27 protein-coding genes and 4 riboswitches are annotated in these 26,945 nt (G+C 45.5%); of the genes, 20 read left to right on the top strand and 7 right to left on the bottom strand.

The features are described 5' to 3' along the window. Nucleotides 1–7: 7 nt before the first annotated feature. The gene (locus OKX00_RS18205; RefSeq protein ID WP_265408332.1) at nucleotides 8–625 is read left to right on the top strand and encodes a hypothetical protein; all 618 of its coding nucleotides are present in this window, start codon (nucleotides 8–10) and stop codon (nucleotides 623–625) included. Between the two features lie 180 nt (nucleotides 626–805). Here OKX00_RS18205 and OKX00_RS18200 read toward each other — a convergent pair whose 3' ends face one another. Continuing rightward, the gene (locus OKX00_RS18200) at nucleotides 806–1,543 is read right to left on the bottom strand and encodes a CPBP family intramembrane glutamic endopeptidase (protein WP_265408331.1); all 738 of its coding nucleotides are present in this window, start codon (nucleotides 1,541–1,543) and stop codon (nucleotides 806–808) included. An 84-nt stretch (nucleotides 1,544–1,627) separates the two neighbouring features. Here OKX00_RS18200 and OKX00_RS18195 point away from each other — a divergent pair, with 84 nt between their 5' ends. After that, entirely contained in the window at nucleotides 1,628–2,299 is a 672-nt protein-coding gene (locus tag OKX00_RS18195; RefSeq protein WP_265408330.1) for a Dph6-related ATP pyrophosphatase, read from the top strand. A gap of 38 nt (nucleotides 2,300–2,337) precedes the next feature. On the opposite strand, the gene OKX00_RS18190 is transcribed toward OKX00_RS18195, so the two are convergent. After that, nucleotides 2,338–3,168 (bottom strand): GDSL-type esterase/lipase family protein, encoded by an 831-nt coding sequence (locus tag OKX00_RS18190; RefSeq protein WP_265408329.1) that lies wholly within the window; start codon nucleotides 3,166–3,168, stop codon nucleotides 2,338–2,340. Nucleotides 3,169–3,322: 154 nt separating this feature from the next. On the opposite strand from OKX00_RS18190, the gene OKX00_RS18185 reads away from it, so the two are divergent. After that, on the top strand, nucleotides 3,323–5,728 hold the full coding sequence (locus OKX00_RS18185) for a penicillin acylase family protein (protein WP_416054350.1): 2,406 nt from the start codon (nucleotides 3,323–3,325) through the stop codon (nucleotides 5,726–5,728). A 38-nt stretch (nucleotides 5,729–5,766) separates the two neighbouring features. Here the strand turns inward: OKX00_RS18185 and OKX00_RS18180 are convergent, their stop codons facing one another. After that, on the bottom strand, nucleotides 5,767–6,621 hold the full coding sequence (locus tag OKX00_RS18180) for a DUF1206 domain-containing protein (protein ID WP_053355424.1): 855 nt from the start codon (nucleotides 6,619–6,621) through the stop codon (nucleotides 5,767–5,769). Nucleotides 6,622–6,768: 147 nt separating this feature from the next. Between OKX00_RS18180 and OKX00_RS18175 the strand changes: the two genes are divergently transcribed. From OKX00_RS18175 to OKX00_RS18105, 15 genes are all read left to right on the top strand, one after another. Further along, nucleotides 6,769–7,134, top strand: coding sequence for an LSm family protein (locus OKX00_RS18175; protein ID WP_265408328.1), 366 nt, complete (start codon nucleotides 6,769–6,771; stop codon nucleotides 7,132–7,134). A 489-nt stretch (nucleotides 7,135–7,623) separates the two neighbouring features. Next, the gene (locus OKX00_RS18170; protein ID WP_265408327.1) at nucleotides 7,624–9,006 is read left to right on the top strand and encodes a glycine--tRNA ligase; all 1,383 of its coding nucleotides are present in this window, start codon (nucleotides 7,624–7,626) and stop codon (nucleotides 9,004–9,006) included. Between the two features lie 52 nt (nucleotides 9,007–9,058). Then, a riboswitch (TPP riboswitch) is annotated at nucleotides 9,059–9,164 on the top strand. Nucleotides 9,165–9,259: 95 nt separating this feature from the next. Continuing rightward, complete coding sequence (locus OKX00_RS18165; protein ID WP_265408326.1) at nucleotides 9,260–9,877, top strand: thiamine phosphate synthase; 618 nt, start codon at nucleotides 9,260–9,262, stop codon at nucleotides 9,875–9,877. Continuing rightward, the gene (thiO, locus tag OKX00_RS18160) at nucleotides 9,877–11,007 is read left to right on the top strand and encodes a glycine oxidase ThiO (protein WP_265408325.1); all 1,131 of its coding nucleotides are present in this window, start codon (nucleotides 9,877–9,879) and stop codon (nucleotides 11,005–11,007) included. Before OKX00_RS18165 ends, thiO begins: the two co-directional genes overlap by 1 nt. Before the next feature lie 5 nt (nucleotides 11,008–11,012). Further along, nucleotides 11,013–11,213: a sulfur carrier protein ThiS gene (thiS, locus tag OKX00_RS18155; protein ID WP_265408324.1), complete on the top strand. Its 201-nt coding sequence runs from the start codon at nucleotides 11,013–11,015 to the stop codon at nucleotides 11,211–11,213. A 4-nt stretch (nucleotides 11,214–11,217) separates the two neighbouring features. Next, nucleotides 11,218–11,982, top strand: a complete 765-nt coding sequence (locus OKX00_RS18150) for a thiazole synthase (protein WP_053355418.1) — start codon at nucleotides 11,218–11,220, stop codon at nucleotides 11,980–11,982. Next, nucleotides 11,982–13,004, top strand: coding sequence for a thiazole biosynthesis adenylyltransferase ThiF (locus tag OKX00_RS18145; RefSeq protein WP_053355417.1), 1,023 nt, complete (start codon nucleotides 11,982–11,984; stop codon nucleotides 13,002–13,004). The genes OKX00_RS18150 and OKX00_RS18145 overlap by 1 nt, the downstream gene beginning before the upstream one ends. A gap of 7 nt (nucleotides 13,005–13,011) precedes the next feature. Further along, nucleotides 13,012–13,116: riboswitch (TPP riboswitch) on the top strand. Nucleotides 13,117–13,285: 169 nt separating this feature from the next. Beyond that, a complete protein-coding gene (locus tag OKX00_RS18140; RefSeq protein WP_265408323.1) occupies nucleotides 13,286–14,572 on the top strand; it encodes an acetylornithine deacetylase in 1,287 nt (428 codons plus the stop codon). Further along, nucleotides 14,569–15,255: a thiaminase II gene (tenA, locus tag OKX00_RS18135; protein WP_265408322.1), complete on the top strand. Its 687-nt coding sequence runs from the start codon at nucleotides 14,569–14,571 to the stop codon at nucleotides 15,253–15,255. Before OKX00_RS18140 ends, tenA begins: the two co-directional genes overlap by 4 nt. Nucleotides 15,256–15,278: 23 nt before the next feature. Continuing rightward, a complete protein-coding gene (locus tag OKX00_RS18130; protein ID WP_053355414.1) occupies nucleotides 15,279–16,028 on the top strand; it encodes an ABC transporter ATP-binding protein in 750 nt (249 codons plus the stop codon). Beyond that, a complete protein-coding gene (locus OKX00_RS18125; RefSeq protein ID WP_265408321.1) occupies nucleotides 16,003–16,803 on the top strand; it encodes an ABC transporter permease in 801 nt (266 codons plus the stop codon). The genes OKX00_RS18130 and OKX00_RS18125 overlap by 26 nt, the downstream gene beginning before the upstream one ends. Continuing rightward, the gene (locus OKX00_RS18120) at nucleotides 16,778–17,788 is read left to right on the top strand and encodes an ABC transporter substrate-binding protein (protein WP_265408320.1); all 1,011 of its coding nucleotides are present in this window, start codon (nucleotides 16,778–16,780) and stop codon (nucleotides 17,786–17,788) included. The genes OKX00_RS18125 and OKX00_RS18120 overlap by 26 nt, the downstream gene beginning before the upstream one ends. Nucleotides 17,789–17,842: 54 nt before the next feature. Then, nucleotides 17,843–17,983: a hypothetical protein gene (locus OKX00_RS18115; RefSeq protein ID WP_265408319.1), complete on the top strand. Its 141-nt coding sequence runs from the start codon at nucleotides 17,843–17,845 to the stop codon at nucleotides 17,981–17,983. A 99-nt stretch (nucleotides 17,984–18,082) separates the two neighbouring features. After that, nucleotides 18,083–18,550 (top strand): GNAT family N-acetyltransferase, encoded by a 468-nt coding sequence (locus OKX00_RS18110; protein ID WP_265408318.1) that lies wholly within the window; start codon nucleotides 18,083–18,085, stop codon nucleotides 18,548–18,550. A gap of 159 nt (nucleotides 18,551–18,709) precedes the next feature. Further along, complete coding sequence (locus OKX00_RS18105; RefSeq protein ID WP_265408317.1) at nucleotides 18,710–18,958, top strand: HPr family phosphocarrier protein; 249 nt, start codon at nucleotides 18,710–18,712, stop codon at nucleotides 18,956–18,958. A gap of 230 nt (nucleotides 18,959–19,188) precedes the next feature. Here OKX00_RS18105 and OKX00_RS18100 read toward each other — a convergent pair whose 3' ends face one another. After that, a complete protein-coding gene (locus OKX00_RS18100) occupies nucleotides 19,189–20,259 on the bottom strand; it encodes an undecaprenyldiphospho-muramoylpentapeptide beta-N-acetylglucosaminyltransferase (protein ID WP_265408316.1) in 1,071 nt (356 codons plus the stop codon). A gap of 125 nt (nucleotides 20,260–20,384) precedes the next feature. Continuing rightward, a riboswitch (SAM riboswitch) is annotated at nucleotides 20,385–20,494 on the top strand. A 100-nt stretch (nucleotides 20,495–20,594) separates the two neighbouring features. Continuing rightward, nucleotides 20,595–20,703: riboswitch (SAM riboswitch) on the top strand. Between the two features lie 110 nt (nucleotides 20,704–20,813). Between OKX00_RS18100 and OKX00_RS18095 the strand changes: the two genes are divergently transcribed. Together OKX00_RS18095 and OKX00_RS18090 are read left to right on the top strand one after the other, a co-directional pair. Further along, nucleotides 20,814–22,079 carry a homoserine dehydrogenase gene (locus OKX00_RS18095; protein WP_265408315.1) on the top strand — a complete coding sequence of 422 codons (1,266 nt, stop codon included), beginning with the start codon at nucleotides 20,814–20,816 and terminating at the stop codon, nucleotides 22,077–22,079. A gap of 502 nt (nucleotides 22,080–22,581) precedes the next feature. Then, nucleotides 22,582–24,540: an endonuclease MutS2 gene (locus OKX00_RS18090; protein WP_265408314.1), complete on the top strand. Its 1,959-nt coding sequence runs from the start codon at nucleotides 22,582–22,584 to the stop codon at nucleotides 24,538–24,540. A 131-nt stretch (nucleotides 24,541–24,671) separates the two neighbouring features. On the opposite strand, the gene yjcZ is transcribed toward OKX00_RS18090, so the two are convergent. The 3 genes from yjcZ to OKX00_RS18075 all read right to left on the bottom strand — a co-directional run bounded on the left by yjcZ (nucleotide 24,672) and on the right by OKX00_RS18075 (nucleotide 26,933). Beyond that, nucleotides 24,672–24,872: a sporulation protein YjcZ gene (gene yjcZ / locus OKX00_RS18085; protein WP_265410583.1), complete on the bottom strand. Its 201-nt coding sequence runs from the start codon at nucleotides 24,870–24,872 to the stop codon at nucleotides 24,672–24,674. A 196-nt stretch (nucleotides 24,873–25,068) separates the two neighbouring features. Continuing rightward, nucleotides 25,069–25,554, bottom strand: a complete 486-nt coding sequence (locus OKX00_RS18080) for a glutathione peroxidase (protein WP_265408313.1) — start codon at nucleotides 25,552–25,554, stop codon at nucleotides 25,069–25,071. A 209-nt stretch (nucleotides 25,555–25,763) separates the two neighbouring features. Further along, nucleotides 25,764–26,933 carry an MFS transporter gene (locus OKX00_RS18075; protein WP_265408312.1) on the bottom strand — a complete coding sequence of 390 codons (1,170 nt, stop codon included), beginning with the start codon at nucleotides 26,931–26,933 and terminating at the stop codon, nucleotides 25,764–25,766. Nucleotides 26,934–26,945 lie beyond the last annotated feature (12 nt).

Below are 26,945 nucleotides of genomic sequence, written 5' to 3'. Positions count from 1 at the left end.
CAGATTGATGAATTATGTATGGTATGCAAGTTACGGCTCAAATATGAACCAAGACAGGTTCAGCTGTTATATAGAAGGAAAGCAGGCAGAAGGCAGCTCTGAACCAGAGAGAGGATGCCGCAATTGTAATCCTCCCCTGGCTGACCAGCCGATAAATATTCAGTACCCGCTTTATTTTTCTAAACAGGAAAGCAAATGGGGAACAGGAGGAGTGGCGTTCATCGGCCACCGTGAAGGTGAAAATGAGAAGACAGCAGGAAGAATGTATTTGATTTCTGAAGAGCAGTTTATGGATGTAGCTTCACAGGAAAACGGCATCGATGGTTTAGAGATTGATTTCGCCCGAATTAAGGAATCCCGTTTTCTTCCCTTAACGGAGGGATGGTACGGAACCATCGTTTATTTGGGAGATTGCGAAGGCAAGCCGATTTTTACGTTTACATCCAACCATGATATGGGGGAGGAAGAGTTTGTGTCTCCTTCCTTTGCTTACCTCAAGACGATCGCCAAAGGGCTGGAGACTCTAGGGATGGATCGGCAGGAGGTTGTGGATTATCTGCTTGAGAAGAACGGGATTAACGGATTCATAAAAGGCGATCAGCTGGTTAAAGGATTATGGGGCTAGCGTAAAGGTCTTAGTTATATCGTCTGACTGAAGGCTGTAATGCCATGAAGAAGCAAAAATAGGCACCAAGTCGCAAGTCTCTTGATGCTTATCAATAAGATTTAAAGGTGAGATAATATAAATCCCCTATACATATGAGGCACCTTTACAAAGGTGCCTCTATTTTTTTGCTAAATACACTTAAGAATGAAGCTCGACAATGGAGACATACGTATTCCATAGAGCATGGACAAGCATGCCGGGAACGAGAGATTTAGTAAAGTAGAACAGCGTAGCAAAAACCATGCCCATGATACCGGCAGCCAGCGGATAACCGATATGCAAAGAGCCAAAGACAGCAGAAGAAACAGTCAGCCCCGCAATAAAATGATATCTCTCATGAAAGAAACGGAAAAGAAATCCCCGGAAGACCAATTCTTCAGTTACAGGTGCAGCAATGCAGGCGCAAAAAATAACAATAGCGATACCGGCGATACCAATCCCGCTTGTAAAAAGGCGGTCATCTCCGTTTGATCCGGGATCTTCGAGATGAAGCACCTCAAAAATAAGATATTGTGATACCTGGCAAATGATGAGAGCCCCAGCCATCAAGAAGTAGGTTTTCTTCTTTTTCAGGGCACCCAGCGTTAGTTTCTGGAACATAAATTGACGGGTGCGCTTAAAGACGAGCATGACTGCAGTGAACGTTAAAGCATCAATCAGCAAGAAGACAGGGCTTTTTTCAAATCCAGCCATGGAAAAACCAAAAATGACAGCTGCGAGCGCGTAAAACATGCCGGTCAGCAATGAAAACAAGATGATAAATCCAAGGTAAGCACCAAAAAAGCCGATGAATCCTCCCCAGGTCACCGGATAGGCACGTTTCTTCTTCACCAATGGCTGAGGCATTTCTTCTGTATACTCCAAATGTTCTTCCATTCTCTCCTCCTCATTGCTTTATAATCATATGCAGACCATCTATTTCAATTACACCAAAAATAGGATACAAAAGGAAGTGAGACGATGACAAAAAAAATTGTAGTTTCATTCAGCGGGGGCAAAGATTCCATGCTGGCTCTTCATAAATTGCTGGAATCAAAGGAATATGAAATCGATTCTTTGTTGACGACAGTCAATGAGGATTTTAAAAGGACGAGCATACACGGCATTCGGGAGGAAATTCTTGATGCGCAGGCAAACGCGCTTGGCTTTCCTGTCCGTAAAGTTAGAATTCCAAAAGTATGCACGAATGAGATCTACGAGGAGCGGATGCGGGTAGAAATGGACAAGGTGAGCCAAGCCGGCATTCAGCACGTGATGTTTGGAGACATTTTTCTTGCTGACATCAGAGAGTATAGGGAGGCCAAATTAAAACCGGCTGGAATGGAAGCTGTTTTCCCTCTGTGGGGCGCAAAGTCAGAGGATCTCATCGACGAATTTCTCGCGTTGGGTTATCGGACCGTCGTCACTACTCTTGATCGGACGAAGCTGGATGAAGATTTTCTGGGCCGTGAGATCAACGGCGACTGGAGAACGGATTTGCCCGAGAACGTAGATCCATGCGGAGAAAACGGAGAATTCCATACTCTTGTAATTGGGGGGCCATTGTTCAGGCAAAAGATTGAAGTGGTTCAGGGAAGTGAGACGGTTAGAGACGGCAATTTTGTTTATCGTGACTTTATGCTCGCTGAATAAAGATGAAAAGGCATTGTCCTCTGCCGGGACAATGCCTTTTATTTTTTCTTATAAGGAGCTTTAAGTGTTTTAATCATCTGCTCCGCAATCAGTTCGTGGCCTTTGTCGTTGGGATGAATAGAATCATAAATCCATTCTTTCCTGTTTTCGGGCTTAAGCACTTCGCTGCTCGGTATCACAACAGATGGTTTATATTTGGCTGTTGTTTCATAGGCAATCAGATTCCAGTCATTCAGCAATTTTTTAGTTGCCGGATAAAAGGATTCTCCCGAGTCCACAGCGTTATACAATTCATTGTATACGAGAATAGCATCAGGATTCTCTTTTCGAATCAATGAAAATATCTTATTTAAATTTTCTTCATAAGCAGATTTCACGTTTTGATAATCCTGAAGTGCCTGGACAGGCCCTTCCTTTAAAGCAAGCTTCACCAGATCGTTGCCCCCGATATTGATCGTAATAATATCCGCAGATTTTATCCGGTCCGACATACCTGGGGATGAGATGTGTTTAAGCAGATCACGGCTGGTTGCTCCTGAAATTCCCTGATTATCTAGCTGCACTTTTTTAGACGTAAGGACAGCCAGATTACTGCTGGCCATTTTAATAAAACCGCCTTGATCAGAACCTCGGCCCTGAATGACCGAATCTCCCAAAGCTAGATGATGAATCTCTTTTGCAGGCAGGGTTTTTAAATGCTGAATATAAGAAACATCAGCCGAATGGGATTTCGTCCCGGCGGATTCAGTGACTGCTGCATTCTGTGCCTTCAGGCGATCTATCTTAAACTGGGGATAGTAATACCACCCTCCAGCAGCCAGCGTACATAATGCAAAAAGGATGAGCGTCAGCGATATCCATTTTTTCATACGGCTCCCCCTTTCAAAGTAACCATTTTAAACCATCAATACTTCTTCTATCAAATATATAAACTTTTGCAGGGCATATGAGATTTCTTAAAATTGGATTTTACAGGAGAAGGAAAAAAGACAAGAGTAAAGAAGCCATAAAGAAAGAGGGGGAATACAGGTGGAAACAGCTATTCAAATTGAAAAACAGATACTGAAAAAGAAAAAATGGAAAAGAGTGGCCGTGATTATGCTGGCAGGACTGCTTCTCGTCACTGCCATTTCGGGATCGGCTGCCTATTGGATACTAAGAAAGAGCCTTCCAGTTGTGAGCGGTACAAAAACCGTTCCATCACTTTCCGGAACGGCAGTAGCTGTCCGTGACAAGAACGGTGTACCTCATATCAAGGCTGGCAGTTTAAAAGATTTATATACTGCCCAAGGATACGTTACGGCTCAGGACAGGATGTTTCAAATGGATTTGAGCAGGCGCCAGGCGTCAGGACAATTAAGCGAAGTAATCGGTGAGAAAACGGTGGAAAAGGACCGTTATTTCAGGACGCTTGGTTTACGAAGAGCCGCAGAGGCATCGTATGAACTGTATTCTTCTGAAGCGAAGCAAGTGCTGCAATGGTACGCGGATGGCGTGAACGCCTACTTAAGGGATGCCGAAAAGAACAATTCACTTCCGATCGAATTTTTGATGGTGGGGTACAAGCCAAAGAAATGGACGCCCGTCGATTCATTGACCATTGGAAAATATATGGCCTTTGATCTTGGCGGACATTGGGAAGGACAGGCATTCAGGCATTACTTGCTGCAGAATTTCCCAAAGGGCAACGCACTTGATCTTTTCCCTTCTTATCCAAAGGGCGGAGCAGAAATCATTGATATCGCAAGCAAAGCAAAGGTGGATATTAAGAGCAGCCTCGCTAAAGCGGTCATTCCTAATGAATTCAACGGATCGAATGATTGGGTGGTGGCCGGAACCAAAACAAAATCGGGTCTGCCGTATCTTGCAGACGATCCTCATCTTGGATTAAGCACGCCATCGATCTGGTACGAAAGCCATTTAAAAGCACCCGGCATGAATGTAAGCGGTGTCATATTTGCGGGGGTTCCGGGAATTATCGTTGGCCGGAACACACAGATTGCCTGGGGAGTCACAAATGTAGGACCCGATGTTCAGGACCTTTACATTGAAAAACGAAATTCCGATCATCCGGATGAATTTCTGTATGAAGGAAAATGGGAGAAAGCAAAAATCATCACAGAAAATATAAAAGTGAAAGATCAAAAGACCCTTCCTTACAAAGTCACGATTACCCGTCACGGTCCGATTATGTCCGAATTTGCTTATGACAAGCAAAAGAATACGGCGCTTTCCATGAGATGGACGGCACTTGAACCCTCAACGGAACTTCAGGCTGTACTGATGTTTAATAAAGCAAAGAACTGGAATGAGTTTAAAAAGGCGCTGACTTATTTTCATACACCGGCCCAGAACTTTGTCTTCGCATCTAAAGAAGGAACAATTGCCTATCGCGCCAATGGACTGATTCCGATCCGTAAAGAGAAATATGCTTCTGTCCCTGTACCGGGCTGGGAAAAGAAATATGAATGGAAGGGTTATATTCCTTGGGATAAGCTCCCGACGGCCGTGAACCCAAAAGAAGGATTTATTGCAACGGCCAATAATAAAGTGATCGGTGACGATTACCCGTACCACATTACTGATTCATGGGCCCAGCCTTACCGGGAGCAGCGAATAAAAGATGTTCTGTCAGCCAAAGAAAAGCTTTCCGTAAAAGATATGCAGAAGCTGCAGTTCGACAGGAAAAATCTTCAGGCAGAAGAAATGTTGCCGATCCTTCTCTCCCATTTGAAGACTGCAGATCTTGGGACAAACGGCAGAAAAGCGGTAAAACTATTGAAAGACTGGAATCATGAAGATGACAAAAATCTTGCTGCGCCCCTGCTGTTCAACTTATGGATGCAAGAGTTCAGCGATGTTCTCTTTGAAAAAAAGATTGATGAAAAGATGATGCCTTTGTTTGACGGCAAGGCTCAAGTCGTTGATGAACTGATCCGCAAGGCGGCCGAGGGTAAGGAAGGTCCCTGGATCAAAGAGGCAGGGGGGCTGGACAAAGCCGCAACAATCTCCTTCAGCAGAACGGTTAAACAGGTGGAGAAGCTGCAGGGTGAAAATCCCGATAAGTGGAAGTGGGGAACGTATCATACATTGCCGTTTGATCATCCTCTATCAGCGATAAAGCCGCTGAACCTGCTGTTTAATCCAAAAAAAACGCCGATGGGAGGAAGCAGGGTAACAGTAGGTGCTGCAGGCTGGGATTCTCTTACAGGGAAAGTGAACCATGGAGCTGCCTGGAGAACGGTAGTTGATCTTGCAGACTTGACGAAAACCTACAATGTCGTCGGTCCAGGACAGTCAGGACATGTCCTCAGCAAGTGGTATGATAACCAGATTGAAGATTGGACTACAGGCCGCTATCATGTAACGGAAACGAATGAATCCAGCTTCAAAAACGGAGAAAAACTAGTATTAAAGCCTGGTAAATGAAAACAGCCTCGTCCAAAAGGGACGAGGCTGTTTTATCATTAAGGATCGAGTCTTCGGTACTTCGCTTCAAAGAGCAAGTAGGCGCCATAAGCGACCAGTCCGAGAGCGACGATTGTAAGGAGCACTGGACCGAACGGCTGCTTTACAAGTTCAGCCAGAGCACCATCCAGCCCCTTTGTTTCATCTGGATCTGCCTGAATGGCTGTTCTGATTAAAAAGATGCCTATGATGGCGAATACTACACCATGTGCAAAAAGTCCGAACTTCCCGATATAACGTGCGGTCTTCCATTCTTTTTGATTCATCTCATGACGTTTAAGCCCTTTTTTGAATTTTTCCGTATAGGCCTTGTAGAAGTTATAAACCCCGATACCGATAAATACAGCACCAATAACCGCAATGATTGTTTGTCCAAAGGGCTGTGCCAGCGCTTTTGCGGATAAGGTCTGGTATTTTTGACTTGACGAGTTGGCACTCGCTCTGAAGATTATTTTGATTGCACTAACACATAGACTGAAATATATGGCAGCGATGATGAGATAACTGATTCGCGCCATCCATCCTTTTGCGTCATTTCCTTTATGCTCGGGGTCAAAGACCGTCATGATGACTTGCCACAGTGCATAGCCTGCAAGCCCCACAGCCAGCGCAGCGAGCATGACAGAGCCAAAGGGCTGCTTGGCAATGGTGTAGAGGGCACCTGAGGAAGTGGTTAATTTACCTTGCAAACCGAATGCTGTCATTACGGCAAGTATTCCAATGACAATATAAACGGCTCCTTTTGAGAAATGGCCGAAGCGGGCCATCCGGACGATCCATGGTGCAGCTTCATCTTTATATTCTTCTGCTTTTCTTTGGGCATGTTCTTTGTGCTGTGACAAATCTTTTTCCATAAAGGAGCCCCTTTCAAGGTTTCTATCTTCTATATACCCATTTTCTCCAATAGTTGAAACGGGCAGACTGCTGTCCACACCCGTTTTCCACAATTTGCATAAGATGCAGGGTAATTAGTGTAATCAGGGTAAAGAGGAGGTTTACTTTTGAAGGAACAATATTACGGTCTTTGCTGTCAGCATATTGGGCAAGACGTTGAAATTACCACCCATGACGGGAGTGTCTATAGAGGCTCCATCCAAAGCGTTGATACAGAAAATGTCTATCTCCTTCCCTATCATGATGATGGGACAGGGCGGTTCTTTCCGGTCCTTGGTGCAGCCTTGGTAGGTCTTGGACTGGGTTCCATTGCAGGGTTTGCCCTTGCGCCCCGTCCGTACGCTTATGGCTACGGTTACGGATACGGCGGGGTTGCACCATATCCTGGCGGCTTTGGCGGTTTTCCGGGAGGGTACGGCGGTTTTCCGGGCGGATACGGCGGTTTCCCAGGCGGCTATGGAGGCTTTTATTAGGTAAGAATAAAAAACTCTTCGCTTATAAAGTGAGGAGTTTTTTTGCTGTCTGTGAAATTGGCCAGTAAATCCGAAACATCGGCATGTAAAACCCCCACACCGGACAGTAAACACTCTTCAACCCTTTGAATGAACCGGAAACTTCTGGCTTATAATAGGGAAAAGGGCCAACTGGCTGAAAAAACTTGACAATACGGCTGAAAAATTGTACTATTTTCCCCATAATCTAAAGATGTAAAGCTATGACAGACGAATAGTATCTGAGGTGCTTTTGTGAAAAGCGATCCGGGGATGGTGGAAGCCCGGACAAAAGTTCAGAGAAACGGCAGTCTCGAGCGATTAATTGACCAAAGCGGATGCTTTTTTTAGCATCAATTAGGGTGGAACCGCGTGAGTATAAGCTCTCGTCCCTGGACAAGGATATTTGTCTATGGATGAGGGCTTTTTTGGTTGATTTAATTAGCATTTACTAAAAAAGGAGAGATGGTCATGAGTGTGACAATGGAACAGATCGTCAACATGGCAAAACAGCGCGGCTTTATTTTTCCGGGTTCAGAAATTTACGGAGGCTTGTCCAATACGTGGGATTATGGCCCGCTCGGCGTTGAACTGAAGAACAACGTGAAAAAAGCTTGGTGGAAAAAGTTTGTTCAGGAATCTCCATACAATGTTGGTTTGGATGCAGCGATTCTCATGAACCCGCAAACATGGGTAGCATCTGGACACATCGGAAACTTCAATGATCCAATGATCGACTGTAAGCAATGTAAGGCAAGACACCGTGCCGATAAATTGATTGAAGATGCACTTGCTGAAAAAGGAATCGAGAAGATTGTTGACGGGCTTTCTTTCGATGAAATGGAAAAGTTGATTGAAGAGCATAACATCGCATGTCCGGATTGTGATGCGCACGACTTTACATCTATCCGCCAGTTTAACCTGATGTTCAAAACGTTCCAGGGTGTAACGGAATCCAGCACGAACGAAATCTATCTTCGTCCCGAAACAGCACAAGGGATCTTTGTAAACTTTAAAAACGTGCAGCGTACGATGAGAAAGAAATTGCCGTTCGGGATCGCTCAGGTCGGCAAAAGCTTCCGTAACGAGATCACACCTGGTAACTTCACGTTCCGTACCCGTGAGTTCGAACAGATGGAGCTCGAGTTCTTCTGCAAGCCTGGCGAAGAACTGAAATGGTTTGATTTCTGGAAGCAGTATGCTCACGATTTCTTATTGAATCTTGGCATGAAACAGGATAAGCTTCGCCTGCGTGACCATGAATCCGAAGAGCTTTCCCACTACAGCAACGCTACGACAGATTTTGAATACCAGTTCCCGTTTGGCTGGGGAGAGCTTTGGGGCATCGCATCCCGTACTGATTTTGACCTTAAGCGCCACAGTGAGCACTCTGGTGAAGACTTTAACTATATCGATCAAGAAACGAATGACCGTTACATCCCTTATTGCATCGAGCCTTCACTTGGCGCAGACCGTGTAACACTTGCGTTCTTGATCGACGCGTTTGAAGAGGAAGAGCTTGAAGGCGGAGATACAAGGGCTGTTCTTCACTTGCATCCAGCTCTTGCGCCGTTTAAAGCAGCAGTGCTTCCTTTATCGAAAAAGCTTTCTGAAGAAGCAAGAGAAGTATTTGCCGGTCTTGCCAGCGACTTCATGGTTGATTATGATGAAACAGGCTCCATCGGAAAACGTTACCGCAGACAGGATGAAATCGGAACTCCTTTCTGTATTACGTATGATTTTGATTCTAAAGAAGATCAGCAGGTAACGGTACGTAACCGCGACACAATGGAACAGGTCCGCATGCCGGTCTCAGAGCTTCGATCCTTCCTGGAATCGAAGATCAAATTTTAATCTCTTTACATTTTTGACCTGAATGGTAAGATGAAATTAATTAAATACCTATTAGCAACACTGGGGGAGCCTTTGCCGGCTGAGACTGAACAACCTGTTCTAAACCCTTTGAACCTGATCTGGATGATGCCAGCGTAGGGAAGTGGAATCTGCACTGTATGACACATACAGCTGCTCTTGATTAGAAAACAGATAATCAGCCACTCTTTGCGAAAAGGGTGGCTTTTTTGCATGGAGAAAAGGAGGATGCAAGATGGGGAAATTCGAGTTTCATGCAATGACGAATGGAAGGAAGCAGCCTGACGAAATCATCTCGGCCGCATCCATCCTGGCTCCATATGTGACGTGCATACATATCAGGGAAAAAGACAGAAGTGCCGGTGAGATTTTTAATCTGGCAGAGAGATTGAAGAGAGAAGGATTGGGCCGGGAGCAGATCTATATCAATGACCGTGTGGATGTAGCCGTTGCTTCGGGAGCTGAAGGCGTTCACTTAAAAGGCTCCAGTCTTGATCCGGAAATCGTACACCGCTATTTTAGCGGGCTGAGAATCGGCCAATCCGTTCATTCCATAGATGAAGCGCTCTATGCTGAAGAAAAAGGAGCTCATTATTTGTTTTACGGACACGTTTTTAAAACAGGAAGCAAAAAAGGGAGCGAGCCGCGGGGTCTGGATCAATTGCGGGAGGTTGCTGAAGCGGTCACTGTTCCAGTTATCGCAATCGGAGGAGTTACACCAAGTAATACTAGTGAACTCATAAAAGCGGGAGCAAAAGGAATCGCCGTCATGTCGGGGATCTGGTCGGCGGCAGATCCGGGTTTAGAAGCGAAAGGCTATGCGGAAGCACTTAAGAAGGAGGAGATGTCATAATGCCCAGGCACTATGATGTGATCATTGCTGGCGGGGGGATAATCGGCTGTGCCATTGCTTACTATTTGCGCAAACATACAGAGTATACCGTGCTTGTGATTGAAAAGAACCGAATAGGCAATGAAGCTTCATCGGCCGCTGCAGGAATGCTTGGAGCGCAGGCAGAACTGAATGAGGCAGGGCCGCTCTACACGATGGCCCGTGAGAGCAGGAGCCTTTTTCCTGAGTTAAACAGGGAACTGAAGGAAATCAGCGGGATTGACATTGAGTTTATAGACAAAGGGCTGTTTAAAGCGGCAAAAAATGAAAAGGAAAGCCTCCGATTGCAGCAACTCATTGATTTTCACAACGATAGCGGCCAGCCGGCAGAGTGGATCAGCGGATCGGAGCTTTTGAAAATGGAGCCGAAGCTGTCCAGCGGATTGGAAGGTGCAATGTATTTGCCGAAAGACGGCCAGGTCAATCCATCTCAATTGACGAAAGCCTTTGCCCAATCTGCAGCAATGCTTGGAGCTGATTTTTTAGATTATACCGAAGCAGCCGGATTCGAAATGGGCCGGTCAGGGATTGGAATCCAAACGAGCGCGGGTATGTTTTTCGGAGAGAAGGCAGTGCTCGCATCAGGCGTCTGGACAGGGAAACTGGCGGCCCAGACCGGATTGCACATGCCTCTTTTTCCAGTAAAGGGAGAGTGTCTTTCTTTAACCTTTTTAGAACCGGTCATTACATCAACTGTTATCTCAGATGAATGCTATCTCGTCCCTAAGCAAGGAGGCAGGCTCGTAATCGGAGCAACCATGGAAGCAGGTACATACGACAGAAAGGTCAGAGCAAAGGGAGTTTTGGAACTGCTGACAAAAGCGAGTGAAGTCCTTCCTGCTATCGAAGAGGGCGAATGGGAGAAGGCATGGACAGGGTTTCGGCCGCAAACCCCTGATGGCCTCCCGTACATGGGGAAACATCCTTACCATAAAGACTTGTACATTGCGGCAGGCCATTTTCGCAATGGGATCCTGCTCAGTCCGCTGACAGGGCGATGGATGGCAGAGCTGCTGATCGGAAATCTGCAGGAAGAAAGATTAAAAGAGTTTGCGCCAGACCGGTTTGCCTATGAAAAGATGAAAGGATGAGTCTCATGAAACTGATGGTTAACGGAACAGCCTTAGATATAGCCTCAGCCCGTACAATCCAGGAACTTTTGGGAGAGTTAAAGCTTGCCGGCAAAGGGGCAATCGTTGAATTGAATCAAGAAATTTTGGATAAAAACCAGCACGCAGAAACGCGTTTAGCAGATGGTGACAAAATAGAAATCGTACATTTTGTAGGAGGAGGATGAGGTTATGCTGAAGATTGGAAACTATGAATTTCGCTCCAGATTGCTTTTAGGAACAGGTAAATTCCCTGATTTTGATGTCCAAAAAGAGGCAGTAAGGGTGTCGGGCACGGAAATCCTTACATTTGCCGTAAGAAGGATGAACATTTTTGATCCTGACCAGCCAAACTTTTTAGAAAAGCTGGAGGCAGAGAACTTTACGCTTCTGCCGAACACGGCGGGTGCGAAAACGGCAGAAGAGGCGGTTAGAATCGCGAAGCTGGCAAAAGCTTCGGGGCTATGTGATATGATAAAGGTAGAAGTGATAGGAGATTTTAAAACCCTGTTGCCTGATCCGCTGGAAACGCTGCGGGCTTCAGAAATGCTGTTGGAAGAGGGGTTTACGGTCTTGCCCTATGCTTCAGATGATGTCATTCTTGCACAAAAATTAGAGGAACTTGGCGTGCATGCCATAATGCCCGGAGCTTCCCCCATTGGATCTGGCCTCGGGATCATTAACCCGTTAAACATAAGCCTTATTATTGAGCAGGCCAATATACCAGTGATTGTAGATGCAGGCATCGGATCACCGGCTGATGCGGCGGCGGCCATGGAGTTGGGGGCTGATGGAGTACTGCTGAATTCAGCGGTATCAGGGGCCGATAATCCAGTAAAAATGGCCGAGGCCATGAAGCTTGCCATTGAAGCCGGCCGTCTCGGGTATGAAGCGGGAAGAATTCCAAAGAAAAGGTATGCAGCGGCAAGCAGTCCGCTGGAGGGAATGAGTATTTAATGAATGATCGCTACTCCAGGCAGATGTTATTCGAGCCTATAGGAGAAGAGGGACAGGATCTCTTGTCTGATAAACATGTTGTGATTATCGGTGCGGGTGCGCTCGGAACGGGCAATGCAGAAATTCTTGCCCGCGCGGGTGTGGGCAGGATCACGATTGCTGACCGTGACTATGTAGAATGGAGCAACCTCCAGCGTCAGCAGCTTTTCAGCGAGGAAGATGCAAAGTACCGGATGCCTAAAGCGGTTGCTGCAAGAGAACGGCTGGAACAGGTTAATTCCGATATCCACGTAGAGGGCCTTGTTTTGGATGCAGGAGCTGAAGAACTGAGGGAACTGACGGAGTTTGCCGATCTGATCATTGATGCGACAGATAATTTTGATACGCGATTGCTGATCAATGACATCTCCCAGGAGAAGAAGATTCCTTGGATTTACGGCGCATGCGTTGGAAGCTACGGACTCAGTTATGTGATTTTACCCGGTGAGACGCCTTGTCTAAGCTGTCTCCTGGAAAAGGTGCCGATGGGCGGAGCAACGTGTGATACGGCGGGAATCATTGCGCCTGTTGTCCAAATGGTTGTCGCTCACCAGACGTCTGAAGCACTGAAGCTGCTGACGGGCAACACCGCTGCACTCCGCAACAAACTGGTTTCCTTTGATGTATGGAACAATCATTATTTGGCGATGGATGTCCAAAAGCTAAAAAAAACGGACTGTCCTTCCTGTGGAGAACATCCTCGGTATCCGCATCTGAATCCTGAAAATCAGACGAAGACAGCTGTGCTCTGCGGAAGGAACACCGTCCAGATCCGTCCTTCGGAAAAGGGAGAAAGGGATTTGGATGAGCTTTCTTTGTCCCTGTCGCGGCTTGGCGGGAAAGTAGAACAGAACCCTTATCTGCTTTCATACAGCAATCAAGAAGAACAGCGGCTTGTCTTTTTCAAGGACGGACGCGTACTGATTCATGGCACGAAAGATATAACAGAAGCGAAAAATCTCTATTACAGTTTAATAGGATAATGAAATAGCAATCTGCTAGGGGGGCCGTACGGCTGAGACTGAACCTTTGTGTTCTAGACCCTTGGAACCTGATCTGGATTATACCAGCGGAGGGAAGCGTGCTGAAGCAACAAGCTGATTCAGAATAGATGACCTCAGCAAAAAACTCAGCCGCCATCTTTCATGAAGGCGGCTTTTTTGCGTGGATTGTTCGGTGCCAGGCACCGCCGTTACACAAGTATGTAAAGCCTGGTGCCTGGCACCAGATAAATGGCACCAGATAAAAGATAAAGGAGGCTGCCATGAACGGATTACAAGAGAAGATTAATAGATTAGCGGAGGAGAGACAGGAGAGGCTGATTGAGCTTTTAAGAGAGCTCGTTGCCTTTCAGACGGTCAGTCCTCCTGCAAGAAACACTGAAGAGGCACAAAGCTGCGTGAAATCCATCCTCTCTGGCCTTGGATTTATGACGGAGGAGTGGGAGCTGTTTCCTGGCGACAAGATTGTCGCAGGATCAAAACAAGGAGATGCCTCAGAGGAATATCAAAGCCTTCTTCTTAACGGCCACATTGATGTCGTAGCTGTCGGGGATGAAACGCAATGGAAGTATCCGCCGTTTGTGCTGACGGAGGAAGATGGATGGCTCTATGGACGGGGTACAGCAGACATGAAGGGAGGCATGGCCTCTTCTCTGTTTGCTCTTCAGCTTCTTCAAGAGCTGGGGATCAAGCTGAAAGGGGACCTCTTTTTTCAATCAGTAACCGGCGAAGAAGCCGGGGAAGCGGGTACCAAATCCTGTTTAGATCGGGGAATGAAAGCTGACTTTGCGCTCGTGGCTGATACGTCCAATCTGGAGATTTATGGACAAGGCGGCGTCATCACCGGCTGGATCACGATAAAAAGTAAAGAGACCTTTCATGATGGCCTTCGCTCGCGGATGATTCATGCAGGCGGCGGAATAATAGGAGCGAGCGCCATTGAAAAAATGATGAAGATTATAGAAGGGCTGCAGGAACTTGAACGGCATTGGGCAGTAACCAAAACATATCCAAACTTCCCGTTCGGAAGCACGACCATCAATCCCTCTGTCATTGAAGGAGGCAGGAATGCTGCATTTATCGCTGATGAATGCAAACTTTGGGTTACTGTTCATTTTTACCCGAATGAGACGTATGAAGATGCTGCAAAAGAAATTGAGGAGCACATTATTGCTATAGCAAAGGCCGATCCATGGCTGAAAAACAACCTGCCTCTGTTTAAGTGGGGAGGAATATCCATGATTGAGGAGAAGGGTGAAATCTTTCCTGCACTTGATGTTGATCACAATCATGAAGCATTGGCAGTACTGAAAGAACAGCATGATGCCGTTTCAGAACAGAAAGCTGCTGTTTCGATGTCGCCGACCGTTACAGATGCGGGGTGGCTTGGACAGGCGGGAATCCCAGCTGTCATTTATGGCCCGGGAGAGCTGAACGAAGCCCATGCTGTCAATGAAAAGGTGAGGCTTAAACAGTTGCTGGAGCATTCAAAGGTTCTCGCCGGATTTATTGCAAAGTGGTGCAATACAGAAAGGAGCAATAAACCATGACAAAGTTAAAGGAAGAACGATTTACAGATAGATTACACAGAAACGTGGAGCCAATCTGGAAGCATACTCATCTTCATCCGTTCGTTCAGGGTATTAAAGATGGTTCCTTGCCTAAAGAGCGCTTTGCTTATTACATGAAACAGGATTATGTGTTTTTAAAGGATTATGCAAAGCTCTTTGCGTTAGGGACGATAAAATCCAAGGATACAGAGACGATGAGCTGGTTTTCAAGCCTGCTTCATGAAACATTGAATACAGAAATGGATCTTCACCGCGAGTACTGCCATGAAATCGGCATCGAGCCCGAGGAACTGGAGGCTGAGCAAGCTTCTCCAATTAACCTTGCGTACACTCGCTATATGATGAACGCTTCCCAGCAGGGAACACTTGCTGAGGTAATCACATGCCTGCTGCCGTGCATGTGGAGCTACCACGAGATCGGAACGCTATTAAAGAGGGAAGCGGGAAGCCTCGCAGAGCATCCGTATACCCGATGGATTGAGATGTATGCCTCAGAAGAGTTCGGTGCACTTGCACAGTGGCTGATTGTTGAACTGAACAAGTTGGCGAAAGATATGACAGAACAGGAATTGGCGGTGCTAGAGGAGCATTTCCTGACCACATCGCGCTTTGAATTCATGTTTTGGGATATGGTGTATTACGGTCATGGATGGCCGGTATAATCACCTTTTGAAGGAGAGTTTTTATGTCAATAATCTTTAAGAATGTATCTTATTCTTTTACGGAGCAAAAACAAGCCCTCCCGCTTCTCAAGAACATCAATTTTGCAGCAGCGCCCGGAGAATTTGTATCGATCATCGGCAAGAGTGGAACCGGAAAAAGTACCCTGCTCAAGCTTGCCTGTGGACTGGAGAAACCTGATCAGGGAGAGATTATCGTACATGAGAAGCCAGTATATCCTGGAGCGGCGGGATACATGCCTCAAAAGGATTTGCTTCTGCCTTGGCGTACGGTCATGGAAAATCTTCTTCTTGCTCCTGAGATTCAGAACCAGAAGGGACAGAAGGTAGAAGAGGGGGATTCATGGCTGAAAAAAGTAGGACTGTGGAATTACCGGAATGCTTATCCGCATGAACTTTCAGGGGGGATGCGCCAAAGAATAGCCTTTCTCCGCACCCTGCTGACTGGAAAAGAAGTACTTCTTCTTGATGAACCATTCGGTGCTTTAGATGCGATGACTAAAAAGGAAATGCACGAATGGATTTCTTCCCTATGGAAGGATTTAAACAAAACCATTCTTTTGGTTACACATGATCTTCATGAAGCGGTTTTTTTAAGTGACCGAATCATCTTGCTGCATCCATCTGGCGAAACAGAAGAGGTGATGATTCGGCTTCCGAGGCCGAGAAATAGAGTATTAACGAATGAGATGGTGGGATTAATCAATAAATTGGAGAGCAGAATTACAAATGAACAGCATGAAACGATTTTTTAAAGACTATTATTTATTTTTGGCTGCTGCCGCCGTCTTGCTCGTACTATGGGAATGGCTTGTGAGGACAGACAGGGTGCCTTCGTTTATTTTGCCGGCCCCTACAGGCATCCTCGTTTCGCTCTTTGAAAACAAAGAGGTTCTTCTAGGACATACATGGGCGACATTCAAGGAAGCCATCCTAGGTTTTTTGATCGCAGCCGTTGCAGGTGTTTCGCTTGCTGCTGCCATGTTTTTTTTCAAATCTGTACAGAAAATGGTCTATCCTGCGGTCTTGATCTCCCAGACGATACCGATCATTGCACTGTCTCCGATCTTTGTCCTTTGGTTCGGCTACAGCATCTGGAGCAAAGTGGCGGTTACCGTACTGATTGCCTTCTTTCCCATCGTCGTCAGCACGTATGATGGTTTGAACCATCATGACCGGGATTATGTGGATCTTCTGCGTTCCATGGGAGCACGGAGATGGCAGGTCTTCAAAAAGGTGCAGCTGCCAATGGCGCTTCCGGCTTTCTTTTCAGGGATAAAACTCGCCGCTGTATTTTCAGTAGTAGGAGCGACGATCGGCGAATGGCTTGGTGCCAGCGAGGGGCTTGGCTATTATTCCAGAAGAATGTCGGGAAGCCTAAATGCAGAAGGAGTATTTTCTGCCATTTTTCTATTGTCATTGCTCGGGATGTGTTTGTTCGGAGCAGCTGCACTCGCAGAAAAACAAATGTTTAAATGGAAAGCTAACAGAGAGGATGTACAACATGAACAAATGGATAAAACGAAGTAGCTGGTTCTTCTTTGGGAGCCTGCTTCTCCTTTTAAGTGCTTGTTCCTCAGGGGACACAGCCAATCAAGGAGGAAAAGGGGATCTTAAAAAAGTCAGCATCATGCTCGATTGGTATCCGAATGCAGTACATGCCGGCATTTATGACGCCATCAAAAAAGGATATTTTAAGAAAGAAGGCATCCAGGTTGATGTGAAGATGCCAGCAGAAACGAACGATCCGTTAAAACTGGTGGCTGCCGGCAGGACCGATCTTGCATTAACGTACCAGCCTCAGGTCGTTCTTTCCAGGTCAGAAGATATTCCTGTTGTTTCCTTGGGAGCGCTGGTCAGGCATCCATTAAACCATTTGATGGTTCCTAAAAACAGTTCGATTCGTTCACCCAAAGATCTGGAAGGGAAGAATGTAGGCTATCCTTCTATTCCCATCAATGAAGCGATGGTCAAAACAATGGTGAAACATGATGGAGGCAATCCTGAAAAAGTGAAGATGACAGATGTCGGCTGGGATATCATCCCCGCGATGGCGGCTCACAAAGTCGATGGAATATCTGGAGGGTATATCAACCATGAACAGATTCTCTTGAATAAAGAGGGCCATCCTGTACGGTCCATTGATCCTGTAAAGTACGGTGTTCCTGATTATTATGAGCTCGTTCTTGTTTCCAGTGAAGATGGACTGAAAAAGAACCGAAAGCTTTACCAGAAGTTTTGGAATGCGCTGAAAAAAGGCCAAAAGGATGTACACGATTATCCGGACCAGGCACTGAATGTCTTATTTAAGCATGAAAACAAAGAATTCCCGCTGGATCAAAACGTAGAAAAGAAAAGCCTGCAGATCCTGCTGCCTTTAATGGACAGCGGAAAGAAGCCTTTTGGCTATCAGGACAAGCGTTCATGGAAAAAGGTTTCGGATTGGCTCTATGAAACCGATATGATTAAAAAGAAGGAAGATCCACGGAACGCTTATATTAATTTTGAGCAATAGAAGAATAGACTCCTCGAAAATGGTTACGGTAATAACCAAAGAGGAGGTGCCGTTATGGCTAACAGTGAAAAAATCCGCAAGCAAAACGCTGAACAGCGAAAAGGAAAAGCTGATATTCCAAAAGGAACGTTTGCTGATTCGATTGCCAATCAGGGAGACATAACTGAAGCAAAAAATATCAAAGAGAATAAATAGCAAGGAGGGCGTACTCTAATCAAGGGTGCGCTTTTTCTTATTTAGAAAGAACGATAGTATACAGGTTATGATGGATTCAGATAAAAGGGGAAAGACGTTGTGCTGACATGGGAGAAGAGCGGTCCTGACAAAACTATGGACGAACTGGAGATCATGAACACCAATCCGTTTTACAATAAGCTGTTTTACGGTCGTGGCGAAGTTACATTTGAAGAGGTGACGGAAGACTTAAAGGGATTGGAAGGATCCCCTAGACAACGCTATTTGATTAAAGCGGATGGCAACAACGCTGCGATCGTTGAGTACATTCTGAACAATCCGAAGGACCATAAACCTTGGCTTGGATTTTTAATGGTACACAGCACTTTCCACAGACAGGGGATCGCAAAGGAAATCTATCTGGCATGCGAAGAAGAGATAAAGAAAAATAACAAACAATACTTGCGTCTCGGTGTACTTAGCGGGAATATCCCTGCGCTTTCTTTTTGGTTCAGAATGGGTTTTGCAGAAATAGAAGTAAAGGAAAGCGAGGGAAAGCTTCTTCATATTCTTGAAAAATATCTTTAAACCGCTAATCAAGTCCTTTTTCCTAAATTCATTCTTACTCACATAAAGGCGAGTGTGCACGCATATCCTCATTGGTGTGCATAAAAGCTAAACCAGCTTAACATGTGCTTAATGATAGTGCATTAAAATGGCAGGGAAAAAGAATAGGAGTGGAAGGTAATGAAGACATATTGCTTTTTACAGGAAAAAATGAATTCTGCGACAATTAACAAGCTCGTTCTTAAGGCGAACGAATATGAAGAGTGCCAGATCTATTTTGAACTTGATAACTGCCAGATGAACGCTAAAAGCATTCTTAGTATGAGTAAGCTTCGCGGTATTGCCGGGCTATGCTGCATATCTGCCCAGGGCATGGATAAACAGCACGCATTGGAAGGTCTGAGACAGATCTGCGCTGGGAAAATATAACCATAAGAAATAATCGGGCGAACTATGATTTTTGAACATATATAGGATTTGTTGAAAATAATTAAGGCGAATTTGAACATAAATCCTTATTTCAGCGATTTGACAAGTTCATTTCAGCTTTCTGTCCCGACGCACAATAAAAAAGCTTGCACCGCATTATTTGGGCCAAGCTTATCTATTGCTTTTTCCTCTCATAGCTTTTCCCCATCTCAGAGGAGGAATGGGGAAAGTCATCCTTTTGCTTCTTCTTTAATGATGGAAAACAGATGGTCTAACGCATTACTAAGCTGGCTTTCTTCCATTCTGCTGATATAGGCTTCCTGATTTGAATAAAGCTGCTCAATGCCTTGCATAAGGGATTCAGCAGTCAGGTCTTCTTCAAACAGAACTTCGCAATAGCCTTGTTTTTCAAATGATCGGGCATTTTCAATTTGATCTCCGCGGCTTGCTTCTTTTGAGAGTGGAATGAGAAGCATTGGCTTTCTCAGTGACAAAAACTCAAAGATAGAATTAGAGCCTGCTCTTGAAATGACAAAATCCGTTGCTGCAAGGATATCTGCGAGCTCATCCGATACATATTCGAACTGGATGTAGCCTTTTTTCAGAATGGAAGAATCCTTCTGGCCTTTTCCGCAAAGATGAATGATTTGAAAGCGGGGAAGCAGAGCGTCAAGGCTTAATCTTACGGCCTCATTTATTTTTTTTGATCCGAGACTTCCTCCCATGATCAAGATGATCGGTTTACCAGGAATCAAACCACAGAAAGCTCTCCCCTTGACTGCGATCCCTTCATGCAGCTCCTTACGGATAACAGCACCCGCGTATACCGCTTTTTCCCTTGGAAGATGATCAGTGGTTTCGGGGAACGTTGTACACACTTTGTTAGCGAAGGGGAGTGAAAGACGGTTTGCAAGCCCTGGACTAAGATCGGATTCATGGGTCACAATTGGCACCTTGTTCATCCGGCTGCCGAGGATTACGGGAACGGATACGAAACCACCCTTTGAAAAGACCACGTCTGGTTTTATGGTCTTGATGAGCCGAAATGCTTCAAATGCTCCTTGCATGACACGGAACGGATCTTTAAAATTGTTCCAGTCAAAATAGCGCCTTAGTTTACCAGTAGAGATGCTGTAATAGCGGACGCTTTCGATGGTTTCTGTCAGTTGCCGTTCAATTCCTCCTTTTGAACCGATATAGCTGACTTCCCAGCCTTCTTTTAAGAACAAAGGAATCAGAGCCAGGTTAACAGAAACGTGCCCGGTGGAACCTCCCCCGGTGAATACGATTTTCTTGCCCAAACCTTCCACCCCTTTTATTTATGTGTTTCTATCATACCAAAAATAATCTGCAATGATTCCAGAAATATCTGAATAATGGTTGACGCTCTCCTGTTTGCCGTGATAGAGTAAGACTAATTTAATGAAGCTTATCAAGAGCGGCGGAGGGAAAGGCCCAATGAAGCCCGGCAACCTTCAAGTATTCTACTTGAAAAGGTGCTAAATCCTTCAAAGGTAAAACTTTGGGAGATAAGAGACGGATCGGAACCATACAGCTCTCTTATCTTCGTGATAAGGGGGTTTTTTGTACTAAAAAAATAAAGTGCTACATAACATGTTTCAATCTCATGATAATACTCTTATCCAGAGTGGCGGAGGGAAAGGCCCGATGAAGCCCGGCAACCTTCAAGTATTCTACTTGAAAAGGTGCTACTACCTGCAGGAAAGAACCCTGGATGATAAGAGGAGGCCGGACTGCAGACCTCTTCTTTAGGAAGAGGTTTTTTCTTTTGCCATCATACAGATACCATTCATCCACTAATAAAAAATTTGCTTTTGCAGAAGGAGTGATTGTGTTGAAAGAATTAAAAATAGCACTGCTGGGGCTGGGGACTGTAGGATCCGGCGTATATACATCCATCATGGATAGAAAAGGTGCTTTAGAAGAATTGCTGGGTCATCGTCTGAAGCTGTCCAGTATTTTGATTAAGGATTCTTCCAAAGCAAGGCCTTTCGTAAAGGGGGTACCGTTGACGTCCGAATTCGAGAAGGCGATCGGGGAAGAAGTGCCTGATGTGGTCATTGAGGCGATTGGCGGAATCGAGCCTGCACGGTCTTACATCATACAATCACTTGAAGCGGGATGCCATGTGATTTCTGCGAATAAAGATTTGATTGCCAGGCATGGAGAAGAATTAACAGAGCGTGCTGCCGCAAAGGGTGTCCGTTTTGTCTATGAAGCGAGCGTAGGCGGAGGAATACCGATTTTGAGAACATTGAGGGAGCTTTTAAGAATCAATCGGATTCAGCATGTAGAAGCCATTTTAAATGGAACGTCCAACTTCATTCTTTCGTACATGAGAACGACAGGTTCCTCGTTTGAAGAAGCGCTGAAACTGGCACAGAAAAAAGGATATGCAGAGCCGGATCCGACAAATGACATCGAAGGCTTGGACGCATTCTACAAAGCGATGGTGCTGAGCAAATGGATTTATGGCGTGCAGCCATCCTGGGAAGAAGTGCAGGTGGAGGGGATTGGAAATGTGCTTCTTGAAGAGATTCAACTGGCTGAGCAGCTGGGGCTTCGGCTGAAGCATCTCGTTCTTTTAAACGATAGACTTGATCTCCAGGTACAGCCTGTATTTGTGGATAGCGATCATCCGCTGTATGGTGTGGAAGGCGTGGACAATGCCGTCCGTATTCAGACAGACCTTCTCGGCTGTTTGACCTTGCAAGGGCCGGGAGCTGGTGCAGAAGCAACAGCAAGTGCCATTGTGGAAGACTTATTATCGATCTATGAAACTAGGGAAGTATATAGAAACAAACCGGCTGTATCGGAACTCTGCCCTAAGAAACAAGAACAAGAGGTGAATACCTACCTTCTCGTCGGTGAAAAAATTGATTTTACAAAGGAAAGGGTTTCAGCCATTGAAAGGCATGGAATCATTTTAGACCGGACTTCTCTTCGTTTTCAGCATACTTCCCTTGCTGCCCTGCTTTATGAAGGACCGCTCCCTCTAGAACAGGAGGATGAGTTTATTCCAGTGAACAGCATCTATCCGGTCCGTCTGTCAAAAAGCGGCAAGGGGGCAGAAAAAGAAAAGGTGCCGGTGGCAGAATAGGAGACAGGAATATCCGTGGAGAGTCGGCTCTCTGCGGATTTTTTTACCCATCATGTTGACAAAGGAAAGGGTTTTACATATGATGGAAGTAACAAAAGGAAGGGAGTTGTGTGGATGAGCGTTCACGTTCTTAACTAAGCGAATTGGATAGTTGGAGCAAAAAGGCCGTGCTTGAAGCGGTTGTATTCTTGATGTCTTTTTGCGGCCACCAATAGTTAAGAACAGCGGTCAGCATACAACATTATCATTTTCGTGTACGTATTTTGTGCAACGAACGATGCCGCGCTCTTTGGGCGTATTTTTTTATGCTTTTTACAGCTTCCATAAGTCAGGGGACAGCTGTATGGAGAGGCGTATCCTTCCACACGAAAATTGATAACAGGCAGAAATGGCGGCGGTCCATTTCTGCCTTTTTTATTGTCATGATCTGGCCCTGTTCCCGGGAAAGGGGGAACTGTTTTATAGATTAGCAATTCGAAAAAATATGAGGAGGCAACTACCTTTGAACACCCATACAATTAACATGCTCGAATTTAATAAAATTACAGAAACATTATCTGCGTATGGATTAAACGAGAGTACAAAAAGAAAAATTTTAGAGCTAATGCCCTCTGGACAGATCACAATCATTAAGAATTGGCTAAGAGAGACGACGGAAGCGGCAGCAATTCTTAGAAAGTCTTCAAGCGTTCCTATTGCGAACTTGAACGGGATCGACCATGTGATGACGATTCCGGATAAAGGCCTTCTCTTAAGCCCTGAACAGCTGCAGCTTATTTGCGGGCTTGCAGAAAACGTAGAGCGTTTGCAGCGGTATATGAAGGACAAAGAATTTCTTGCACCAACTGTATCTGCTTATGCATACTCTCTGTTTGAACTGAAAGACCTCAAATCTGAAATTCAGCGCTGTATCCGTAACGGAAGAGTGGATGACGGAGCCAGCAAGCCGCTTGAAAAAGTAAGAAAGAGGATGCTGGCCTGTGAGGAAAAAATCAAAGCGAAGCTGGATCATATTCTAAAATCACCGGCCTATCGGGATATGCTTCAGGAACCAATGATTTCGGTGAGAGACGGAAGGTATGTCATCCCTGTAAAAAGTAAATTTAAACGGAGCATGGATGGGCAGATCATTGATTCCTCTTCCAGCGGATCCACCGTTTTTATAGAACCGAAAGATGTCCGCAAGCTGCAGGATGAGCTTCAGCTTCTGCAGGCAGAGGAAGACATCGAAACAGCAAGGGTGCTGGGCAGATTAACAGGTCTGGTTGCAGGCTGCAAACATGAGATCTCAGTTAATATTGAAGGGATGCTTCATTATGATTTTATTTTTGCCAAAGCCAAATACAGCATCGCCCTTGATGGCAGGGAGGTTTCACTTAATCGTGAAAAACGGACCATTATCCATGAAGGAAGGCATCCGCTGCTCGGAAGCCATGCTGTTCCTTTGAATTTCCGACTAGGTGAAAACTATGGAGCACTCGTTATTACGGGTCCGAATACCGGCGGAAAGACGGTAGCCATAAAAACGGCAGGACTGCTGACGCTGATGGTTCAGTCGGGGCTTCATATTCCTGCTGGAGAGGGGAGCGAATTTGGAATCTATTCAGAGGTGCTGACAGATATCGGTGACCATCAGAACATTGAACAGTCGCTGAGCACATTTTCGGCGCATATGACGAACATTATCTCCATCCTTCAGAAGGCCGGTCCTGATACGCTTGTCATCCTCGATGAACTTGGTGCGGGAACCGATCCTGCTGAGGGAATGGGGCTGGCTGTAGCCATTCTTGAAGAATTGTTTGAGAGAGGCGCTTCCATTCTAGCCACGACCCATTACAGTGAGATTAAAGATTTTGCTTATCTTACTCCAGGATTTGAGAACGCATCGATGGCTTTTGACCTCGAATCTCTAAAGCCGCTTTATGAGCTGAAGATTGGGGAAGCTGGTGAAAGCCAGGCCTTTTCCATCGCGTGGAAGCTGGGTCTCGAACAAAAGCTGATCACAAGGGCAAAACAAATAACGAGCAAAGAGGTTTCAGAAAAGAAAGAGAGCACTATGTTCGATTTACTGCATGTAGAAGCACAAACGCAAATGATAAGGAAAAGAAGAGAAGCAGAAGAAGGGAGAAACCGCAAGATACGAGAGGCAGAAAAGAAAACGGAAGAAAAACCGGAAGCCCGGACATTCGAAGTGGGGGATCGGGTGTATGTATCCAGTTTAAAAACGGCGGGCATCATCTGTTCGGAAGAAGATAAAAGAGGAGAATACGAAGTGATTGTCCAAGGAGAAAAGGTGAAGATCCATAAGCTTCGCCTCACCCTCCATATTTCAAGAACCGAGCTGTATCCCGAGGGATATGATATGGATATTGTTTTTGAAACCAAGGAAAACCGAAAAAAAGACCGGCTCTTGAGCAAACGTCATGTTGATGGAATGGTGATCAACAGAGACGAAGAATAAAAGCTGCTAAAATGGTTGGTGCCTGGCACCACAATTACACAAGTGTGTAATTACGGTGCCAGGCACCAAAACCAAAACCAAACAAAAAGATCCAGGCGCTTCCGCCTGGATCTTTTTATTCTGCAGTAAAATTAGCAGCTGCTGCTGGATTCACATCCACCGAGATGGCCGATCCCGCACGAACAGCCGATGATGATCAAGAGGATAAACAATACGATAATAATCGCAAATCCTCTTCCGCCGCCGTAACCGTAGCCGCCATATCCGTGACATCCGCCGCCATAACCGTACCCGTAAGAAGCTGCAACAGGAACGTTTAGCGGAGCATTCATCGGTACATTAATCGGTGCGTTTGCATACATATTAAATTCCTCCTTCAAAATACTATTCCAACATCCTCGATACAGTATATGAAGGATCAGCCACTCGGTCTGGACGAATGCCTTGATGGCAAGCCTAAATTCTGGAGCAAAGAAAAAACGACGCTCTGGACCGTATTCCAGGGCGTGCGTTTTATGGAAAATCTTTTTATTGCTGTGCAAGCTGCGATTCAATTTCTTTTTTCATATCTTTGGGTGATGTCTGAGGAGAATGGCGGGATACAACAATTCCATTTCGATCAACAAGAAACTTTGTGAAATTCCATTTGACCACCTTTGAGCCTAAAATGCCGGGCGCTTCTTTTGTCAGGAAAGCAAAGAGAGGATGAATGTTGTCTCCTTTTACATCAACCTTTGCGAACATGGGGAATTTCACTCCATAATTCAATTCGCAAAACTCCTGAATTTCTTCTTCACTCCCAGGTTCCTGGCCTGCAAACTGGTTACAAGGGAAGCCAAGGATTTCAAGACCTTGTTCCTTGTACTGGTCGTAAAGTGCCTGAAGTTCCTTATATTGAGGAGTAAAACCGCATTTACTCGCTGTGTTGGCAATGATTAAAACCTTGCCCTCGTAGTCCCTGAGTGATTTTTCTTCCCCCGTGATCGTCTTTGCTCGATATTCATAAACAGACATTGTGACCCTCCTATTATATAAACGAAAGTATATAGCTTCAGTGTAGTAGGTTTTATTCAGAAAGGAAAATAAAACGCTTACCAATACATGTACGGTGCCAGGCACCGCCTTTTGACACTTGTGTAATTACGGTGCCTGGCACGCCAAAAAATCAAAAAAAAGCGACAGGGAGAATTCTCCTTGTCGCTTTTTCTATTCTTTTATGCTTCTTATGCCGCGGATATTGAGGCTTTTGCCCGCACACTATAAAACTGATAAAGGACGAGGGCGATGACGGACAATATGATTCCTGAGATATACGGAAGTCCCGCTGCAACAGAAAACAGCCAGCCGCCAAGCGGAGGCCCGATGATCCGTCCAAGCGAATCAAAGGAAGAGAGCAGTCCGGTTACACTGCCATGCCCTGATGTTGATGTTTTTGTTAAAAGTGCAGAGACACTAGGGCGGATTACACCATTGCCAATCCCGAAAATAGAAAGATAGATGGCCGCCGTCGTAAAGTTATGAACTAGAAGGATCAAACCAAACCCGGCAGCAGAAATGACAATGCCGGCCTGGATGACTTTTCCTTCGCCGAATTTTTTGGTCAGTCTGCCGACAAGTCCTCCTTGAACAAGAGCACCTGCAAACCCCATGATCATAAATATGTAGCCAAGGTGATTGGTATCAAGTCCAGCTTTTTTTGCAGCAAAATAAGCGAAAGTCGCTTCAAGTCCTGATAACGAAAGGGAAATGAACAGCTGAAGCACGAACAGAATGGATATGGCTCCCGTAAAAGCTTTCCATCTCGATCCAGGTTCAGACGGTCCATTCGTCCGGAGCTCTTTAGGCAGTGATTCCTTCAATACGAAAAGAACGAGAAAAAACGTGATAATTGATGAAATTCCAGCAAGATAAAACGGTGTGTTCAAGCTCGTCTTGGAAAAAACACCACCGATAGCCGGGCCGAAAATAAAACCAAGACCGACAGCTGCACCGAGGATACCCATACCTTTACCCCGGTTTTCCGGGGTCGTAATATCGGCTACATAAGCCATCGTTGTTGGCATGTTGGCGGATGAAAGCAGGCCGCCGATAATCCGTGCCGCAAAAAGCATCCAGAGCTGGCTGGAGACAGCCATCAAAAAGAAGGAAATAGAAAGTCCGGCGATTCCGATTAGCATGACCGGTTTCCGGCCGATCCTGTCAGAAACTCTTCCCCAGATAGGGGCGAAAAGAAGCTGCATCAATGAATAAACAGCCATCAGCAAACCGAGCTGTGCCGGATTTGCTCCGACCTTTTCCGCAAAAAAAGGAAGGACAGGAATAATGATTCCGAATCCAACCATCACTAAAAACATGACTAAGAATAAGATTGGCAACGCTTTTTTATTTTCCAATCTTGAGTCCCC

This window comes from Fictibacillus sp. KU28468 (genome assembly GCF_026153615.1).
GTDB classification, from domain to species: domain Bacteria; phylum Bacillota; class Bacilli; order Bacillales; family Fictibacillaceae; genus Fictibacillus_C; species Fictibacillus_C marinisediminis.
Note: the sequence above shows the minus strand (reverse complement) of the source record. Positions and strands in the feature narration are given on the sequence as shown.

What these genes read in the sequence shown, in the direction of transcription:
- OKX00_RS18205 (WP_265408332.1), top strand. Translation starts at nt 8, where the DNA reads ATGAATTATGTATGGTATGCAAGTTACGGCTCAAATATGAACCAAGAC.
- OKX00_RS18200 (WP_265408331.1), bottom strand. Translation starts at nt 1,543, where the DNA reads ATGGAAGAACATTTGGAGTATACAGAAGAAATGCCTCAGCCATTGGTG.
- OKX00_RS18195 (WP_265408330.1), top strand. Translation starts at nt 1,628, where the DNA reads ATGACAAAAAAAATTGTAGTTTCATTCAGCGGGGGCAAAGATTCCATG.
- OKX00_RS18190 (WP_265408329.1), bottom strand. Translation starts at nt 3,168, where the DNA reads ATGAAAAAATGGATATCGCTGACGCTCATCCTTTTTGCATTATGTACG.
- OKX00_RS18180 (WP_053355424.1), bottom strand. Translation starts at nt 6,621, where the DNA reads ATGGAAAAAGATTTGTCACAGCACAAAGAACATGCCCAAAGAAAAGCA.
- OKX00_RS18170 (WP_265408327.1), top strand. Translation starts at nt 7,624, where the DNA reads ATGAGTGTGACAATGGAACAGATCGTCAACATGGCAAAACAGCGCGGC.
- OKX00_RS18165 (WP_265408326.1), top strand. Translation starts at nt 9,260, where the DNA reads ATGGGGAAATTCGAGTTTCATGCAATGACGAATGGAAGGAAGCAGCCT.
- thiO (WP_265408325.1), top strand. Translation starts at nt 9,877, where the DNA reads ATGCCCAGGCACTATGATGTGATCATTGCTGGCGGGGGGATAATCGGC.
- thiS (WP_265408324.1), top strand. Translation starts at nt 11,013, where the DNA reads ATGAAACTGATGGTTAACGGAACAGCCTTAGATATAGCCTCAGCCCGT.
- OKX00_RS18150 (WP_053355418.1), top strand. Translation starts at nt 11,218, where the DNA reads ATGCTGAAGATTGGAAACTATGAATTTCGCTCCAGATTGCTTTTAGGA.
- OKX00_RS18145 (WP_053355417.1), top strand. Translation starts at nt 11,982, where the DNA reads ATGAATGATCGCTACTCCAGGCAGATGTTATTCGAGCCTATAGGAGAA.
- OKX00_RS18140 (WP_265408323.1), top strand. Translation starts at nt 13,286, where the DNA reads ATGAACGGATTACAAGAGAAGATTAATAGATTAGCGGAGGAGAGACAG.
- tenA (WP_265408322.1), top strand. Translation starts at nt 14,569, where the DNA reads ATGACAAAGTTAAAGGAAGAACGATTTACAGATAGATTACACAGAAAC.
- OKX00_RS18130 (WP_053355414.1), top strand. Translation starts at nt 15,279, where the DNA reads ATGTCAATAATCTTTAAGAATGTATCTTATTCTTTTACGGAGCAAAAA.
- OKX00_RS18125 (WP_265408321.1), top strand. Translation starts at nt 16,003, where the DNA reads ATGAACAGCATGAAACGATTTTTTAAAGACTATTATTTATTTTTGGCT.
- OKX00_RS18120 (WP_265408320.1), top strand. Translation starts at nt 16,778, where the DNA reads ATGAACAAATGGATAAAACGAAGTAGCTGGTTCTTCTTTGGGAGCCTG.
- OKX00_RS18115 (WP_265408319.1), top strand. Translation starts at nt 17,843, where the DNA reads ATGGCTAACAGTGAAAAAATCCGCAAGCAAAACGCTGAACAGCGAAAA.
- OKX00_RS18105 (WP_265408317.1), top strand. Translation starts at nt 18,710, where the DNA reads ATGAAGACATATTGCTTTTTACAGGAAAAAATGAATTCTGCGACAATT.
- yjcZ (WP_265410583.1), bottom strand. Translation starts at nt 24,872, where the DNA reads ATGAATGCTCCGCTAAACGTTCCTGTTGCAGCTTCTTACGGGTACGGT.
- OKX00_RS18080 (WP_265408313.1), bottom strand. Translation starts at nt 25,554, where the DNA reads ATGTCTGTTTATGAATATCGAGCAAAGACGATCACGGGGGAAGAAAAA.